The 16,827-nt window shown below is 43.3% G+C and carries 16 protein-coding genes; all 16 read left to right on the top strand.

Annotated elements, in window-relative coordinates; translation table 11 throughout:
- Nucleotides 1-64 precede the first annotated feature (64 nt).
- The 16 genes from cbiQ (at nt 65) to FZC40_RS03885 (ending at nt 16,823) form a co-directional block, all read left to right on the top strand.
- Nucleotides 65-907, top strand: a complete 843-nt coding sequence (gene cbiQ, locus FZC40_RS03960) for a cobalt ECF transporter T component CbiQ (protein ID WP_243135752.1) — start codon at nt 65-67, stop codon at nt 905-907.
- A gap of 38 nt (nt 908-945) precedes the next feature.
- The gene (gene hemA / locus FZC40_RS03955; protein WP_148602610.1) at nt 946-2,214 is read left to right on the top strand and encodes a glutamyl-tRNA reductase; all 1,269 of its coding nucleotides are present in this window, start codon (nt 946-948) and stop codon (nt 2,212-2,214) included.
- Nucleotides 2,211-2,852 carry a precorrin-2 dehydrogenase/sirohydrochlorin ferrochelatase family protein gene (locus tag FZC40_RS03950; protein ID WP_148602609.1) on the top strand — a complete coding sequence of 214 codons (642 nt, stop codon included), beginning with the start codon at nt 2,211-2,213 and terminating at the stop codon, nt 2,850-2,852. Before hemA ends, FZC40_RS03950 begins: the two co-directional genes overlap by 4 nt.
- On the top strand, nt 2,849-5,266 hold the full coding sequence (hemC, locus tag FZC40_RS03945; RefSeq protein WP_148602608.1) for a hydroxymethylbilane synthase: 2,418 nt from the start codon (nt 2,849-2,851) through the stop codon (nt 5,264-5,266). Before FZC40_RS03950 ends, hemC begins: the two co-directional genes overlap by 4 nt.
- Before the next feature lie 18 nt (nt 5,267-5,284).
- On the top strand, nt 5,285-6,250 hold the full coding sequence (gene hemB, locus FZC40_RS03940; protein ID WP_148602607.1) for a porphobilinogen synthase: 966 nt from the start codon (nt 5,285-5,287) through the stop codon (nt 6,248-6,250).
- Nucleotides 6,251-6,397: 147 nt separating this feature from the next.
- Nucleotides 6,398-7,687 carry a glutamate-1-semialdehyde 2,1-aminomutase gene (gene hemL, locus FZC40_RS03935; protein WP_148602606.1) on the top strand — a complete coding sequence of 430 codons (1,290 nt, stop codon included), beginning with the start codon at nt 6,398-6,400 and terminating at the stop codon, nt 7,685-7,687.
- 26 nt (nt 7,688-7,713) lie between these two features.
- A complete protein-coding gene (locus FZC40_RS03930; RefSeq protein ID WP_148602605.1) occupies nt 7,714-8,505 on the top strand; it encodes a sirohydrochlorin cobaltochelatase in 792 nt (263 codons plus the stop codon).
- A gap of 30 nt (nt 8,506-8,535) precedes the next feature.
- Nucleotides 8,536-9,294, top strand: a complete 759-nt coding sequence (gene cobM, locus FZC40_RS03925) for a precorrin-4 C(11)-methyltransferase (protein ID WP_148602604.1) — start codon at nt 8,536-8,538, stop codon at nt 9,292-9,294.
- On the top strand, nt 9,227-10,369 hold the full coding sequence (locus FZC40_RS03920; RefSeq protein WP_243135745.1) for a cobalt-precorrin 5A hydrolase: 1,143 nt from the start codon (nt 9,227-9,229) through the stop codon (nt 10,367-10,369). Before cobM ends, FZC40_RS03920 begins: the two co-directional genes overlap by 68 nt.
- 41 nt (nt 10,370-10,410) lie before the next feature.
- On the top strand, nt 10,411-11,148 hold the full coding sequence (cobJ, locus tag FZC40_RS03915; protein WP_148602603.1) for a precorrin-3B C(17)-methyltransferase: 738 nt from the start codon (nt 10,411-10,413) through the stop codon (nt 11,146-11,148).
- Nucleotides 11,145-11,921 carry a precorrin-6A reductase gene (gene cobK, locus FZC40_RS03910; protein ID WP_148602602.1) on the top strand — a complete coding sequence of 259 codons (777 nt, stop codon included), beginning with the start codon at nt 11,145-11,147 and terminating at the stop codon, nt 11,919-11,921. Before cobJ ends, cobK begins: the two co-directional genes overlap by 4 nt.
- Nucleotides 11,922-11,943: 22 nt before the next feature.
- Nucleotides 11,944-13,437, top strand: a complete 1,494-nt coding sequence (locus tag FZC40_RS03905; protein WP_148602601.1) for a cobyric acid synthase — start codon at nt 11,944-11,946, stop codon at nt 13,435-13,437.
- Between the two features lie 4 nt (nt 13,438-13,441).
- The gene (gene cbiB, locus FZC40_RS03900; protein WP_243135744.1) at nt 13,442-14,455 is read left to right on the top strand and encodes an adenosylcobinamide-phosphate synthase CbiB; all 1,014 of its coding nucleotides are present in this window, start codon (nt 13,442-13,444) and stop codon (nt 14,453-14,455) included.
- Nucleotides 14,456-14,490: 35 nt separating this feature from the next.
- Entirely contained in the window at nt 14,491-15,534 is a 1,044-nt protein-coding gene (locus tag FZC40_RS03895) for a pyridoxal phosphate-dependent aminotransferase (RefSeq protein WP_148602600.1), read from the top strand.
- 1 nt (nt 15,535) lies between these two features.
- Nucleotides 15,536-16,087 carry a bifunctional adenosylcobinamide kinase/adenosylcobinamide-phosphate guanylyltransferase gene (cobU, locus tag FZC40_RS03890; protein ID WP_148602599.1) on the top strand — a complete coding sequence of 184 codons (552 nt, stop codon included), beginning with the start codon at nt 15,536-15,538 and terminating at the stop codon, nt 16,085-16,087.
- 34 nt (nt 16,088-16,121) lie between these two features.
- Nucleotides 16,122-16,823 carry a DNA alkylation repair protein gene (locus tag FZC40_RS03885; RefSeq protein WP_148602688.1) on the top strand — a complete coding sequence of 234 codons (702 nt, stop codon included), beginning with the start codon at nt 16,122-16,124 and terminating at the stop codon, nt 16,821-16,823.
- The last annotated feature ends 4 nt before the right edge of the window (nt 16,824-16,827 follow it).

The following is a 16,827-nucleotide window of genomic DNA, read 5'->3' as shown; positions in this document are numbered from 1 at the left end:
GAGGTTTTGTATGAGGGAAATTATTTTATTCGTGCTGGGTGTTCTTGCGGTGGTTGTTTTGCTGATGGCAGTGGTTGGTCAGCACCATTCACAAGATGGCAAGCACCACCATCATAAAATTGGTCATAAACATGGAGAAGGCTTTGTCATTGATATGCATGCTTATGCTTCAAAAATAAGAGGATGGAATCCCACATTTAAAGTTTCTCTGGCGACAGTGTTGCTGATTTTATGCATCGCTCTGAATAACCCCTATGTATCCGTTGCCGTTTTAATTGCCATGGCATACCTGACGATGGTAAAGGGGGGGCTTTCGGTAAATGAATATCTATCGGTCCTGATGATTCCGATTGCCTTTATACTCTTAGGGACGTTGGCAATTGCCATTGAATTTTCTTTTGATCCAATCGGACAGTACCATTTGCACTGTGGCTTTTTCTATATTTACACGTCTCAGGAGAAGCTCAAGGAAATGATTTTCTTGATTTTAAAAGTATTTGCAGCGGTTAGCGCGTTACAGATGATGACATTATCGACGCCATCTTCAGAAATTATTTCAGTGATGCGAAAAGCCCATGTCCCAAAACTGATTATCGAACTGATGAATATTATTTACCGTTATATTTTTATTTTGCTGGATGTCTATTCTAAAATGAAAAATTCTGCAGATTCACGACAGGGATATTGTGACTTCAAGACTTCCTGCTATACATTCGGAGGAATTGCTGGTAATATGCTGATTATCTCACTGAAAAAGGCGAATGCGTATTATGATGCCATGGAGGCCAGGTGTTATGATGGCGAAATAATATTTTTGGAAGAAGAAAAAAAGTTTGAGATAAACCAGATCATTATGGCCGTAATATTTGTTGCCGTTTTATTTCTACTCTGGGGATTTACAAAATAGAAAAAGCATCAAAGAACAGAAGAAGGAGGAATTAACGAATGAAACTAGTGGTAGTCGGTATTAATCATAAAGATACCCCCTTGGAAATTAGAGAAAAGGGATCTTTTATCCATCGAACTCTCAATGAGGGGATTCGAACACTTTTGAATGAGAATGATATTGCTGAAGTGATTATTCTTTCGACTTGTAATCGAAGTGAGATCTATGTGGCCACCCGGAATGTCGATGCCGCCGGAGAAATTTTAAAAGGATTTTATCTCAGCGAAAAATCTGATCAGTTGGAACCCTATCTTTTTATAAAAAAAGAGAGAGCAGCCATGGTACACCTTTATGAGGTGGTCACCGGTCTGGACTCAATGATATTAGGGGAAGATCAGATATTAGGACAGGTAAAGGATGCTCTGGAAAAGTCCCAGGCGATTAAAGGCTGTGGAAAATATTTGACAAAAATGTTCCGTGAAGCGATTACCTTTTCCAAAAAAGTTAAAACAGTATATAAGATTTCGGAAACCCCGTTGTCGTTAAGTTCAACGGCAATTAAGCATATAAAACGGCAGTATCCTGAAAATTATGGAGATAAGAAAATACTCATTATCGGGTCTGGAAAAATGGGGGAGTTGGCGCTGCGCTATATGAAGGCAGAAGGCTTTCAAAACCCATACATGACGAATCGAACCTTTCATAATATGGATAAATGTGAAGCCATCCATGAAAATGTAAAAATGATTCATTATGAAAATCGTTATCAAGTGATACCGGAGATGGATGTTATCATTTCGGCAACGGCATCACCCCATGTCATTTTAAAAGCGGCAGAAATGCCCCGGTTAAATAAACCCCTTATTGTTATTGATTTAGCCCTGCCCCGGGATGTGGAGGAAGCGGTGGGAAATATTCCGGGAACGGAGTTATTGACCATTGATGATTTTAAAGAGATCATTGATGAGACCATGGTGTATCGCATGAAAGTTGCAGAAAAAATTGCCGGGGAAATTCAAGAGGAAATCGACGGACTTATTTTATGGGTTACCCATGCAAAGGTTGATAACATGGTTCAGGATCTTAACGAAACCTCGCGAAAATTAGCGGAAGAGACCATTGAAAATCTTTGTGGTCGGTTAAGTCTTACCGAAAAAGAAGAAACTTATCTTGCAAAGATCGTCCGGTCAAAATTCCGGGAAATGGTAATGCCACCGATTAAACAATTAAAATCACTGGATACGGAAGAAGAAATAATCCGCATGGAAAAAACCGTTGCCTATCTTTTTTCAGGAGTGCAGGAAGTGGCTTTGGGAGATCAAAAATGATGACACCACTGCTGTTTAATTTAAATAATAAAATGGTGCTGGTTGTTGGCGGCGGACAGGTAGCACTTAGACGAATCCGTACGCTCTTGGCAAACGGCGCTCAGGTTGTCTGTGTCAGTCCGGCAATTTCTGAGAATCTTTGCAATATAAAAGAAGCTCGGTTAACTTTGATTCATGAAAATTATGGGAAAGAACAGCTGACCAACATTGATTTAGTCATCGCTGCAACAAACAGTAGGGCGTTAAACCGGCAGATAAAAACAGACTGTCAGTCCCAGAAAATTTGGTGTAATCGGGTGGACGATCCGGATGATTCTGATTTTATTTTTCCCAGTGTGATCAGGAGAGGGGATTTAACCTTATCGGTATGCACCGAAGGGGCCAGTCCTTTTTTAACTAAAAAAATTGTTGCGGATTTAGCCGCAGAGTATGACGAAAGCTATGTAGAAAGAACCGCATTATTACGAGTGCTGCGTAAAAAAAATTTAGCTGGCACGGCATCAAAACAGGAAAATACTGAAAAACTAAAAGCGTTGTCGTTATGCTCCGTTGCGGAGTTGAGGAAAAAACTCGCAGAAATTGAGAGCTCAGTTACGGATGATGAAGCGACAATCGATGAATTGGAGAAAAATAAATGAATATAAAAGTCGGAACCCGAGGAAGTACTCTGGCCAGGATTCAAAGCCAATGGCTAATAGATGTATTGGCTAAGGCCCATCCCCAGATTAATTTTGAAATGGTCATTATAAAAACAAAAGGGGACTTAATCCAAAACAAGCCTCTCGATAAAATTGGCGATAAGGGCTTGTTTACCAAGGAATTGGAAGAAGCTTTGTTAGCGGGCGAAATACAAATGGCCATCCACAGTATGAAGGATATGCCGTCGAGATTGCCGGCGGGGTTGTTACTGACAGTACCGACAAGACGGGAAGATCCAAGGGACGTGTTGCTGACGCTGCATAAAATCAAATCCTTAGCGGAACTGCCTAAAAACGCCGTGGTGGCAACCGGGAGTAAACGCCGAATTTATCAGCTGCAGAAGCTCAGACCTGATGTTGAGATAGTGGGCATCCGGGGAAACATCGATACCCGTATTCGAAAAATGCAAGAACAAAAACTGGACGGCATTATTCTGGCCGCGGCAGGACTGAAACGCATTGGCCGTTTCGAAGATCCCGATTATCAAACGGTAACCTTGCCTGAAACTACTTTTATTCCGGCCCCTGCCCAGGGGATTCTGGCAGTGGAAATCCGAGCGGATAATGAGCTGGCAAAAGATTTAATGGGAGCCATCTGTGATGCGAATACCCTTGTTCAAATGAAGGGGGAACGTAGTTTCCTCAAAGCACTTGATGGAAGTTGCCATATTCCCATTGGTGCTTATTGCGAAATAAAAGAAGCGACCATTAAATTATACGGGCTTTATGGTTTAGAAGACGGTAGCCAGGCAGTTGTACAGACAATTGAAGGTCTAGCGGAGGAGGCAGAAATTTTGGGTGAAAAATTGGCAACAATGTGTTATCAAGAATTGTACAAGAAACCGGGTAAGGTTTATTTGGCCGGAGGCGGCTGCGGAGATCCTGGGCTGTTAACGGTTAAAGCTAAGGAGATTCTGCAAAAAGCGGATGTTGTCGTTTATGATGCCCTGGTAAATGATGTCTTTTTAAACGATGCAAAAGATAAGGCAGAAATCATCTACGTGGGCAAGCGGGCAGGAAATCATGCGATGCCTCAGGAAGAAATCAATGCGTTGCTGGTCCGAAAAGGACAGGAAGGAAAACTCGTTCTTCGTCTCAAGGGCGGCGATCCCTATGTATTTGGCCGCGGCGGCGAAGAGGGCGAGGATCTTTATGATGCCGGCGTACCCTTTGAAGTGATACCGGGGATTACTTCGGTTATCGGCGGCCTGGCCTATGCCGGCATTCCGATTACCCATCGGGATTGTGTTTCCTCTTTTCATGTCATCACCGGACACTTGAAATCCAACGCCTACGACGGTTCCTCAGATTTGGACTGGCCGGTGCTGGGAAAACTCAAAGGCACGATTGTTTTTTTAATGGGGGTTAAAAATTTAAAAAAAATCTGCGAAGAACTGGTCAAAAACGGAATGAATCCGCAAATGCCGGCAGCTGTTGTTTACCGGGCATCGACCCCATATCAGCGGGTGGTGACGGGAAATTTAGAAACGATTTATGACATCGCCACGGAAGCAAAAATAACCGCCCCCAGTTTGATTGTGGTCGGCGAAGTAGTGAATAAACGGGAAAAACTTCGCTTCTTTGATGAAAAGCCATTGTTTGGGAAAAACATCATCGTGACGCGATCCCGGGAACAAAGTTCACAGATGGTTGAAAAAATCGCGGAGCTGGGCGGCAATGCCATTGAGTTCCCAACGATCCGGATTGCACCCATCAATGGAGCGGCCTGCGATGACAAGGTGAAGAAACTGAAAGAATATACCCATATCATCTTTACGAGCATCAACGGCGTTGAAATCTTCTTTGATTCATTGAAACGATGCGGCAAGGATGCCAGAGCCTTTGGAAATATTCATATTACAGCCATTGGCGAAGGAACCAGAAAAGCTTTGTCAGACCGAGGTCTGCAGGCTGATTTTGTGCCGGATAAATATGTGGGCGAAGAATTGGTGAAGGGCTTACTGCCGCTTATCAATAAAGATTCCAAAATTCTGATTCCACGGTCAAAAAACGCCCGGATTTATGTCGTGGAAGAATTATCCAAGGTCTGCCTAGTGGATGAGGTGCAAACCTATGAAACCGTCCGAGAAGATCACATCACCGTGAATCCTCTGGAAATGCTTGAAAACAAAGAGATTGACTACATTACCTTTACAAGCTCCACCACCGTTCAGTTTTTCGTGGAGAAAATAGGCGCGGAACACATCGAAGCAATCAATACAGCCAAATGTGTATCCATTGGACCTCAGACTTCCAAAAAATGTGTGGAATTGGGAATCAACGTGGATATTGAAGCAGAAAAATATACCATTCAGGGAATGGTGGATGCCATTCTGAAGGATGCAGAAAAATAAATTAAGGAGAATAACAATATGTTGCCAACACGATTAAGAAAAAATATAGGCATTCGAAATTTAGTGAGAGAAACACAGCTTTCCATGAATGATGTGGTTTATCCATTGTTCGTCGTGGACGGACAGGGAATTCGCAGGGAAATCGGCGCGATGAAAGACCAGTACCATTTGTCTCTGGATATGCTGGGGGCGGAAATTCTGGCGCTTAAAGAACTGGGAATCCGCTATGTGATTCTTTTCGGCGTGCCGGATGAAAAAGACGGCGAAGCAACGCCGGCTTTTGTCGAAAATGGTCTGGTTCAGGAAGCGATCCGGATTATTAAAAAGACAGATCCCGGGATGTATATCATCACAGATGTCTGTTTATGCGAGTATAAAAGCGATGGTCATTGTTGTTTCTTTGAAGACGATGGCGATATCAAACGAGGAAAAACACTGGAAACTTTAAGCAAAACAGCCCTGAGTCACGCCGAGGCCGGAGCCGATATGGTAGCGCCGTCGGATATGATGGATGGCCGGATCGGTCACATGCGGGAAACCCTGGATCGCGCCGGCTACGAGTCGATTCCGATTATGGCTTATTCAGCAAAATATGCATCAAGCTTTTACGGTCCTTTCAGGGAAGCGGCCAACTCCGCTCCGGCTTTTGGAGATCGAAAAAGCTATCAGATGGACCCGGCCAATTCAAAGGAAGCATTGAAGGAAATCATGTTGGATATTGACGAGGGCGCAGACATTGTCATGGTTAAACCGGCGATGCCTTATCTGGATATCATCGCCCAGGGCAAGGAACTGTCTTATCTGCCGATGGCCGCTTACCAGGTCAGTGGGGAATACGCCATGATCAAGACTGCCGTCGATACAGGCTTAATGGATTCCCGCGTGATTTTTGAGAGCCTGCTCAGCATCAAACGTGCGGGCGCAGATATCATCATCACTTATTTTGCAAAAGAGCTGCAGGCCATGCTGAAGGATTATCAATGACGCTTTTACCCAAATTTTTTTTAAATTTGGTAAGTCACTAAGCGTGAGCGTGTGGCTGGTGTAAAAGCTAACGTAATTTTGGGCTGAATTCATCCTTGTGAAAATCAGGAATTCAGACGAAAAATATGATCATTATTGGAGATAGAGATGAATCGAGAAAAGTCAGAAAAATTATTTATTGAAGCGGAAAAATATATTCCCGGTGGGGTGAACAGCCCAGTTCGGGCGTTTAAATCTGTGGACATGCCGCCGGTTTTTGTTGACCGTGGCAAGGGTGCCAAGATTTATGATGTGGATGGGAATGAATATACGGATTATATTTGTTCCTGGGGACCGCTTATTTTAGGTCATGCTTCACCGGTTTATTATGAAGGCATTCAGGAGGCGTTAGAAAAAGGAACAACCTTCGGCGCTCCCACGGCGATTGAAGTTGAAATAGCCAAGCTGATTACCGAAGCCTATCCTTCCATGGAAATGGTCCGGATGGTAAGTTCCGGAACAGAAGCAACCATGAGCGCCCTGCGGGTGGCCAGAGGCTTTACCAGTCGGGACAAGATCATCAAATTTGAAGGCTGCTATCATGGCCACAGTGACGGACTTCTGGTGAAATCCGGTTCCGGCACCCTGACCTTTGGCGTGCCCACGAGTTCGGGAGTCACGCCCGGTACCGCAAAGGATACGCTGGTGGCGACTTACAACGATATTGAAAGTGTGAAAGCGCTTTTTGCCGAAAATCCCGGAGAAATTGCGGCCGTAATTGTCGAGCCGGTAGCAGGAAATATGGGCGTCGTGCCACCGGATTTGGATTTCATGAAAGGCTTGCGGAAAATCACTGAGTCTGAAGGAACCGTTTTGATTTTCGATGAAGTCATCACTGGCTTCCGGTTAGCTTACGGCGGCGCTCAGGAAGTTTTGGGGATCAAACCGGATATGACCACCCTAGGTAAAATCATCGGTGGTGGGATGCCGGTAGGTGCCTTCGGCGGACGGCGGGAGATTATGGAAATGGTAGCGCCTTTAGGCGGCGTTTATCAGGCGGGAACCCTATCCGGAAATCCCATTGCCATGAAAATGGGCTTAAACACCTTGACTTATTTAAGGGATCATCCCGAAGTTTATGAAGGGCTGGAAGAGAAGGCCAAACGCCTGGAAGCCGGGTTCAAGGCCAACATTGAAAAAACCGGCGTTAAAGCGCAAATGGTTCGCTTCAAGGGAATGACCTGTCTGTTCTTCACCGATCAGCCGATTGACAGCTATGCCGCCGTCATGACCTCCGATACCAAGGCGTATACGCAATATTTCAAAGCCATGCTGGAGGCCGGCAACTTCCTGCCGCCAGCACAGTATGAGGCGATTTTCATTTCCGACGCCCACACGCTCCAGGATATTGAAAAAACCATTGAAGACAATTATCAGGCATTGAAGAAGTTAAAATAAATTAGTCAAAACATAGGAGACGCACGATGGAGAAAAAAGCACTGCTGGTCATCAGTTTTGGAACATCCTACGCTGAAACCCGGACAAAAACCATAGCGGCTACGGAGCAATGCTTGCAGAAAGCATTCCCAGACCATGACTTTTACCGAGCCTTTACTTCACGGATGATCATTAACAAACTGAAGAAACGGGACAATGAAATTGTGGATGTGCCGCGCGATGTATTGAAAAAACTCAAAGAAGCTGGATATACCCATGTTCGCTGTCAAACCACCCATATCATCAATGGTCACGAGTATGAAATCACCTTAAAAGAACTAAAAGCTTTTGAAAATGATTTTGAGTTTCTGACATTGGGAAGACCATTGTTAACCACAGTGGAAGATTACGAAGAAACAGTGGATGTCGTGATGGGTAAAATGCCGAAGCTCAAAAAAGGGGAAGCCCTGGTCTATATGGGACACGGTACCGATCATCAGGCCAATGCCACTTACCCATGCCTGGATTATATGTTTAAGATGAAGGGCTATGAGGATGTCTATGTCGGTACAGTAGAGGGCTTTCCGGAGTTGGAAAACATCGTGCCGCTGCTGCAGGATAAAAAATATAAAAAGATTTATTTGGCACCCTTTATGTTGGTTGCCGGTGACCATGCGCGCAATGACATGGCGAGTGATGATGAAGCGTCATGGAAAACCGTTTTAGAGGAAGAACAATTCAAAGTAGAATGCATTTTGGAAGGTCTGGGGGAATATCCCGGTATTCAGAACATGTTTGTAGAACATTTAAAAAAAGCACAGCCCGTTACAGAAATGTAGGGACATTATAAAGTTTAGGAGAAATTATTTATGAATACTGTTTATTTAGTGGGTGCAGGTCCTGGAGATCCAGAGCTGATTACGGTTAAAGGTCAACGGATTGTCAATGAAGCGGATATTATTATTTACGCCGGTTCACTTGTGAATAAAGCCATTATTGGCGGACACAAACCGGATGCTGAGATTTTCAATTCTGCGTCTATGACTTTGGATGAGGTCATTGCGGTGATTAAAAGAGGAACCGATGAAGGCCAGAAAATTGCCCGGGTACACACTGGAGACCCCTCCATCTATGGCGCCATTCGGGAGCAGATGGACCGTTTAGAGAAACTAGGCATCCCCTATGAAGTTGTTCCAGGGGTCAGTTCATTCGTGGCTTCTGCGGCAGCACTTAAAAAAGAATTCACCCTTCCGGATGTATCCCAAACTGTTATTTTGACACGATTAGAGGGAAGAACGCCAGTTCCGGAAAAAGAAAAATTAGAGAATTTGGCATCTCATCAGGCATCCATGTGTATATTTTTGTCTGTACAAATGATCGATGACGTGGTAAAACAATTAATGACACATTATCCATCGACGACTCCGATTGCCGTGATTCAGCGGGCAACTTGGGAAGATCAGAAAATCGTGATGGGAACACTGGAAACCATTGCCCAGAAAGTTAAAGAAGAAAAAATAACAAAAACGGCGCAAATATTAGTTGGTGATTTTTTAGGGGATGAATACAGCTTATCCAAACTGTATGATCCTTCCTTTAGCCACGAATATCGTCAAGGGGTTGAATAATAAAGTGAACAAAGAAACATGGGCCATTGTCACCTTATCTCAGGATGGCGTTGCTTTGGCAGAACGGCTTGCCCAGCATTTGGAGGATAAGACGTGCAATATTTACACCAGGGAAAAATATGCCAAGAAAACAATACAGGTTTTTGAGTCCGATATTACGACCTTTATGGGGCGCATTATGGGCGAATATGATATTATTTGTTGTATCATGGCTTCAGGCATTGTGGTCAGAGCGATTGCGCCGAATCTGGGGCATAAGTCAACGGATCCGGGAATTCTGGTGATGGATACAAAAGGGGAATATGTTATCAGTTTATTGTCCGGTCATTTAGGCGGAGCCAATGATGCGGCGCGACTGGTGGCAAAACGTCTGGATGCCCAGGTCGTGATTACCACCGGCACGGATGTCAAGGGAACCATGGCAGTGGATGTGCTGGCGGAAAAGTTAAACTGCGTGATTGATAACTTTACTGATGCTAAGGATATTACCGCATTAATTTTAAATAATGAGTCCATCGGCCTGATCAATCTGGAAAATTGCGAATTGGATGCGGTGATACTCCCCCCCAATATAGAGCTTTTAAAAACACTGAGTGAGTTCGAAAAAGGCAATACCGAAAAATATGCCGGCCTGATACTGACTTCATTGAATACAGAAAAGCCAATATTGAACACTCCCTGGGTGCAGCTTATCCCCCAAAAGTTGGTCTTGGGTATTGGATGTCGCCGGGATACACCGGGAGAAAAAATAATTGCCGCGGTTCAGTTGACCCTGGAATCACTAAAATTGAGCAACAAAGGCATTAAAGCCTTGGCAACCATTGGTTTGAAGGAAAATGAATTAGGAATTGATGCAGCCTGCAGCTATTTTAAAGCTAGAAAAGTGATTGTTCCCAATGAAATGGTCCAAATGGTCCAAAGCCGTTTCGAAGGATCAGAGTTTGTTTACCAAACAACGGGACTATATTGTGTCTCTGAACCCTGCGGGTACATTGCCTCGAGCTTTGGAAAATGTCTCTTGGAAAAACAGAAAATGAATGGCATCACCCTTTCGGTGTGGCTGGCAGAAAAATAGAGTAAGAAATTAAAGATGGAATCAGAAGAAGGAGTTGGAAAATGAGTAAAATATACGTTACTGGTATTGGACCTGGACTTTATGAGCATATGACTGAGGCGGCTAAAGCGAGTTTAGCCGATGCCGACATCATTATTGGTTATAAAACCTATATTGATATTATTGCGGATCTGATTGGCGATAAGGAAGTGCTATCATCTGGGATGCGTCGGGAAATTGACCGCTGCGAAAAAGCCTTGGAACTGGCGCAACAGGGCAAAAACATTTGTCTGGTAAGCAGCGGAGATGCCGGCGTTTTTGGAATGGCCGGGATTATGCTCGAAGTGGTTGAATCAAAGCACAGCGATATTGAGGTCGATATTATCCCCGGAATTTCTGCCGCGAATGCAGCGGCAGCAACTTTAGGTGCCCCACTGATGCATGACTACGCCGTTATCAGTCTGAGTGATCTTCTCACTGATTGGGAAGTGATTGAAAAACGGCTCCATTGTGCCGGAGAAGGAGATTTTGTGATCAGTCTTTATAACCCAAAAAGCAAAGGTCGACCGCATAATATTGAAATGGCGCAGGAAATTCTATTAAAATACAAAGCCCCGGAAACGCCCGTTGGGATTGTTCGAAATGCCAAACGCCACGATGAATCGTATGTAATCACCACCTTAAAAAAAATGAATGAGGCAGAGATTGACATGTTTTCGATGGTCATCATCGGCAATTCAAAAACGTATGTTACAAGAGATCAATTAAAAATGATCACACCAAGGGGGTATCAGCTGTGATTCTGGTACTTGGAGGAACGATTGATGGTCGCGAACTGACTGAAGCTTTGCTTGAAAAAGGTAAAGAGGTTTGCTATTCATCGCTCACTGATATTGCCACTGAGAGCATTCAGGAAAAGCCTGGATTGACAAAGATTTCCGGACAATTAGACGGCAGTACCCTGCGGGAAACGCTGACGATTTACAGCATTGATCTTTGCATTGATGCGACCCATCCTTATGCCCGGGAAATATCGGAAAATGCAATTTGGGCCTGCGATGCGATGAATGTTAAATACGTTCGACTGGAAAGACCTTCGCATATTGATGAAGGGGAAGATGTCCTGGCTTATGACACTTATGAAGAGGTCAGAGACTATTTAAATGGTGCGATGGGTAATAATGATAGCAATATTTTATTAACCACCGGAAGCCGACAGTTGGAAATATTTGAAGACCTTCCCAGAGAACGAACCTATGTAAGAGTATTGCCAACCCCAGGGGTGCTGCAAAAATGTCAAAATCTGGGCTATAAAACCAGTAATATTATCGCCATGCAGGGGCCGTTTTCAGTGGAACTGAATGCTGCTATTATGGCAGAATACAATATCGGTTTTGTGGTAACAAAGGATAGCGGGGATGTCGGCGGTGTTGGTGAAAAGGTTGAGGCCGCCCGAAAAGTCGGTGCCAAGGTTTTATTTATCCGTCGACCGGTGGTTGCCTATCCCAAAGTTGTTTCGTCGGCTGACGAAGCAGTGGCTTTGGCAACGGAAGATATCAAGATTTCGGTTTAATGGAAAACGAAAAGGAGAAACAATGGCAAAAAATATTATGTTTATGGGTACTGGCTCTTCGGTTGGAAAAAGTCTTCTGACGGCGGCATTATGTCGAATATTAAATAATAACGGCTATATGGTGGCACCCTATAAATCCCAGAATATGGCGCTTAATTCTTTTATAACCAAGGACGGCAAGGAAATGGGCCGAGCTCAGGTTGTTCAGGCAGAATGTGCCAGAATAGAGCCACAGGTGGAAATGAACCCGGTGTTGTTAAAACCCAATTCGGATATGGGTGCTCAGGTCATTCTGATGGGAAAAGCGGCATTCAATATGGATGCGATGGATTATCATGCCCATAAGCCGAAATTAGTGGATATTGTTGTTTCGGCCTATGATTCATTGGCCGAAGGAAAAGATATCATTGTTATTGAAGGGGCCGGAAGTCCCGCGGAAATCAATTTAAGAGATAATGACATTGTGAATATGGGCTTGGCAGAGCTTGTGGATGCTCCGGTGATACTGATCGGAGATATTGACAAGGGTGGCGTTTTTGCATCCATTTATGGTACAATTATGCTGTTGGAGCCGGAAGAGAAAAAGCGAATCAAAGGCTTTGTCATTAACAAATTTCGCGGTGATGTTGAATTATTAAAACCGGGGATTGAAATGATTGAAGAGAAAATCAATATTCCCTGCCTCGGGGTTATTCCCTACAAACGTTTTGTCATCGATGACGAAGATAGCGTCACCGAACGATTTGACAATCAAAGTGAAGGTTTGATTACCATTGGTGTGGTTTATCTGCCGCATCTTTCTAATTTTACCGATTGCACAGCTTTTGAAATGCATCCGGATGTGAAGGTGGAATATTATCGGAATCAACGGGAATTGCAACTGGCGAATCCTGATTTGCTGGTGATTCCCGGAACTAAAAATACGATTGATGATACCGGTCATCTCATTGAAAGCAAAATGGCAGATGAAATTCGCCGCATGCACGATTGCGGAGTCCCCATTGTCGGAATCTGCGGCGGCTATCAGCTGCTCGGCAAAGAAATTCGCGATCCGCTTGGCATCGAGTCAAACAAAGGAAGCATCGAAGGATTGGGATTATTAAATATCGTGACCACCATTGGTGAAGAAAAACGTACGGTTCGGACAACTGGAAAAGTTCAGGGAAATTTCATGGGAATGGAATTGCTTGATATGATCGTGGAAGGTTATGAAATTCATATGGGGGATAGTAAAGCTTTGGGGAAAGCAAAAGGCTTTGCAATCCTGGAAGACGGTACTGTCGACGGTGTCATTGCTGAGGATGGAACCGTTATGGGGACTTATCTTCATGGTATTTTCGATAATGACGATTTCAGAGAAAAAATTATTGAGGCCATCCGTGCTAAAAAGAATTTGGAAGCCGGGCCGGTTGCTTTCGATTTCAAGGCTTTTAAGGAAGAACAGTACGATCTTCTGGCGGAAACAGTGGAAGCTAATCTGAACATGAAAAAAATAATGGAAATATTGGAGAAATAGAAAATTGAATTTAATTGAAGGACTTCCCCAGGGTTTAGGGGGCGGCTTTTGGTTTTTGCTCATACTATTTGGGGTTGTCCTGGATTGGTTAATTGGCGATCCATCCTGGCTGCCTCATCCCATTGTGGGAATGGGGAAAACCATCAGCTTTTTAAACAAGAAATTAAATCGTGGTAAACATAGAAAAGCAAAAGGTTTTTTGCTTTTATTTTTGGTGCTCGCATTAACCGGGATCATTGTTTTTACGCTGCAATGGATATGTTATAAGGTCAATATCTTTCTATATATCATTTTCAACTTATATCTTATCGTTACTTCTCTGGCAGCAAAAACCCTGGCAACTGAAGTGGAAAAAGTAATGAATGCTTTAAAAGGCGGAGATATCGAAGTTTCTCGTATTCAGGTAGGATACCTGGTGGGGCGGGATACCACAGAACTCAAAGAAAAAGAAATTATCCGCGCCACCGTGGAAACCACTGCAGAAAATACGATTGATGGTGTTCTGGCACCGCTTTTCTACCTGCTGCTCGGAGCACTGCTTCCCGTTCCCTGGCTTAATCCGGCAATGCTGGTGATGCTGTATAAAGCGACCAATACGCTGGATTCCATGGTTGGATATATTCAGGAACCCTATAAAGATTTTGGCTATGCTGCGGCAAAATTTGATGATATTATCAATTTTATTCCGGCCCGAATGGGAAGCTTTTTTATGCTGATTGCGGGGATGTTTTTAGGTTATCCATTTAAAGACGGATGTCGCATCTTTAAACGGGATCGTTTAAATCATAAGAGCCCCAACTCGGCACACCCGGAGTCAGTCGTGGCCGGGCTTTTAGGCATTCAATTGGGTGGAACCAACCAATATTTTGGAGAAATTTTAAAAAAACCAACAATTGGAGAGGCCAAAACACCTTTGGAAATAATGGATATTAGAGAAACCATCACAATTATGTATGGGAGTGAAGTTGCGGTTATGATTATCAGTATCATCGCAGCAGTACTCATATTTTCATTTTAACAAAGCAGATTGATTATAATAATTGGGAGCATAAAATGAACAAACATGGCGGATATATCGGAAAAAACATCGAGATGATTGATTTTAGTGTAAACATCAACCCTTTGGGGATTCCCGAAACAATTAAGAAAAAACTCATTGATGGAATCGATGAGCTCGTGAAATACCCTGAAATAACAGGAAGATCGGCACTCATAAAGATTTCTCAGGATTTGGGCGTGTTTCCGGAGAATGTGATTCTCGGAAATGGCGCCATTGAACTGATCTATTTATTTTCACGAAGCAATGGACCAGGGAAAGCTTTAATTATTCAGCCAACTTTTAATGAATATGAACGAGCTTTAAAGCTGTACGGTTGGGACGTTGACTATTATGTATTGAAGGAAGAAAATGATTTTTCGATTGATCCCGTTGAATTGGAGCAGGTCATTGAAAAAACGAAACCTCAGGCGGTTTTTTTATGCAACCCCAACAACCCCACCGGTCGTGTTTATTCAATTGAGTTTATCACAAAACTGATTGAAAAATCAGCGCAGGCAATCACCTGGTTTTTGGATGAATCGTTTATGGATTTTGCCAATGAAAGTGGCGGACTTACATTGGTTAAAGATACGGATTATCCGATATTTATATTAAAATCCCTGACTAAATTTTATGCGTTGCCGGGTCTTAGAATCGGGTATGGTGTCGGAAATCCAGCCGTAATAAAAAAAATGGAGAGCTTTAAAGAACCATGGACTATTAATGGGTTGGGGCTGATTGCAGCAACCGCTGTTTATGACGAAATAGACTACGCCAAACAAACCAAGGCGTACATAGAACAGGAACGGCAGCGTATTTATGAGGAACTAAAAAAAATAGAAACGATAAAAGTTTATCAAAGCGGAACGGATTTTCATCTCTGCCGCCTTCTTAAGGCAACTGCATCAGAATTGAAAAGTGCGATCGAATCAGAAGATATGTCGATTCGAACCTGTGAGGACTTTGTCGGTTTGGATGAGTCATATTTTCGGATTGCCATTAAGAAGAGCGAAGAAAACAACCGACTGTTGACATTTATTAAAGATTGGAGAGCTTAGAATGAGCTTAATATTTATTACCGGAGGTGCCCGGAGTGGCAAGAGTAGTTATGCAGAACATTTGGCAAAGGAGTTGTCAAAACCAGTGGTTTATATTGCCACCGCCATTGCCTTTGATGATGGCATGAAGGACCGGATTGCCAAACACCAGGCTCAGCGTTCTGAGAATTGGGGTACGATTGAACAATATAATAATTTTGAAACACTGAAGGATAATCCGACATTTCAAAAAACGGATGTCGTGCTTTTTGATTGTCTCACCGTGATGACCACCAATAATATGCTGGATTTTCAGGTAGACTATGATACCTGCACCATGGATACGGTGTCCGAAGTTGAAGCGTCCATCAAGTGCGAAGTAGAAAGACTTTTGGATGTATGCAAGGATAAAACCCTGATTATGGTGTCCAACGAGGTTGGCTTGGGTTTGGTGCCATCCTATAAACTGGGAAGTTATTTCAGGGATATTGCCGGACGGATGAATCAGTTGGTGGCGAGTCGTGCCGATGAAGTTTATTTCACGGTTTCCGGGATTCCCATGAAATTGAAATAGAAATACCTGGATAGCTTTAGTAGAGGACAAAATGATGGAAATAACTGGAGTAAGTGTAAAAAAAGAGCTTTTAGATTTACGCGATGAACAATATCAGAAGTTTTCGCGTTCATTGCTGCCGGGCACTGACAATATGATTGGCGTGAGATTGCCGGTGCTTCGAAAACTGGCTAAAGAGATAATAAAAAAAGACTGGGAAAATTATTTGAACACGGCCGAAGATGAGTATTTTGAAGAGGTGATGTTACAGGGAATCGTGATTGGGTTAGTAGATGTTTCTTTAGACAAACGTTTTTCATTGATTGCCGATTTCATGCCGAAGATAAATAACTGGTCGACCTGTGACAGTTTTATCACCGGTTTGAAATTCACCAAGAAGAATGAAAAAGAAGTATGGCAGTTTTTGCAGCCATACTTCCGGTCAAAGCGGACTTATGAAATCCGCTTTGGGGTGGTTATGATCAATTCCTATTTTGTCAAACCGGATTATATAAAATCCGCCTTTGCTATTTTTGATGTTTTAAACCACGAGAATTATTATGCGAAAATGGCAGTAGCCTGGGCTATTTCGACTTTCTATATTCATTATCCCAATGAAACTCGGGATTATTTGCACAACAACAAGCTCGATGCTTTTACCTTTAATAAGGCGTTGCAGAAGATCACCGAGTCGCGACGAATCGATTCAGATACCAAAACAATGATTCGCGGTTTGAAAAGAAAGAATTGCAATTGACTCG

Source organism: Acetobacterium tundrae (genome assembly GCF_008086615.1).
Classification (GTDB): Bacteria; Bacillota; Clostridia; order Eubacteriales; family Eubacteriaceae; genus Acetobacterium; species Acetobacterium tundrae.
The sequence above is the reverse complement of the archived record's forward strand: the minus strand, read 5'-3'. Positions and strand labels throughout refer to the sequence as shown.

Coding starts and splice junctions, on each gene's coding strand:
- cobU (WP_148602599.1), top strand. CDS start 15,536: ATGAGCTTAATATTTATTACCGGAGGTGCCCGGAGTGGCAAGAGTAGT.
- hemL (WP_148602606.1), top strand. CDS start 6,398: ATGAATCGAGAAAAGTCAGAAAAATTATTTATTGAAGCGGAAAAATAT.
- FZC40_RS03905 (WP_148602601.1), top strand. CDS start 11,944: ATGGCAAAAAATATTATGTTTATGGGTACTGGCTCTTCGGTTGGAAAA.
- FZC40_RS03930 (WP_148602605.1), top strand. CDS start 7,714: ATGGAGAAAAAAGCACTGCTGGTCATCAGTTTTGGAACATCCTACGCT.
- cbiQ (WP_243135752.1), top strand. CDS start 65: ATGGCAGTGGTTGGTCAGCACCATTCACAAGATGGCAAGCACCACCAT.
- FZC40_RS03895 (WP_148602600.1), top strand. CDS start 14,491: ATGAACAAACATGGCGGATATATCGGAAAAAACATCGAGATGATTGAT.
- hemC (WP_148602608.1), top strand. CDS start 2,849: ATGAATATAAAAGTCGGAACCCGAGGAAGTACTCTGGCCAGGATTCAA.
- hemB (WP_148602607.1), top strand. CDS start 5,285: ATGTTGCCAACACGATTAAGAAAAAATATAGGCATTCGAAATTTAGTG.
- cobJ (WP_148602603.1), top strand. CDS start 10,411: ATGAGTAAAATATACGTTACTGGTATTGGACCTGGACTTTATGAGCAT.
- hemA (WP_148602610.1), top strand. CDS start 946: ATGAAACTAGTGGTAGTCGGTATTAATCATAAAGATACCCCCTTGGAA.
- FZC40_RS03950 (WP_148602609.1), top strand. CDS start 2,211: ATGATGACACCACTGCTGTTTAATTTAAATAATAAAATGGTGCTGGTT.
- FZC40_RS03885 (WP_148602688.1), top strand. CDS start 16,122: ATGGAAATAACTGGAGTAAGTGTAAAAAAAGAGCTTTTAGATTTACGC.
- FZC40_RS03920 (WP_243135745.1), top strand. CDS start 9,227: ATGAATACAGCTTATCCAAACTGTATGATCCTTCCTTTAGCCACGAAT.
- cobM (WP_148602604.1), top strand. CDS start 8,536: ATGAATACTGTTTATTTAGTGGGTGCAGGTCCTGGAGATCCAGAGCTG.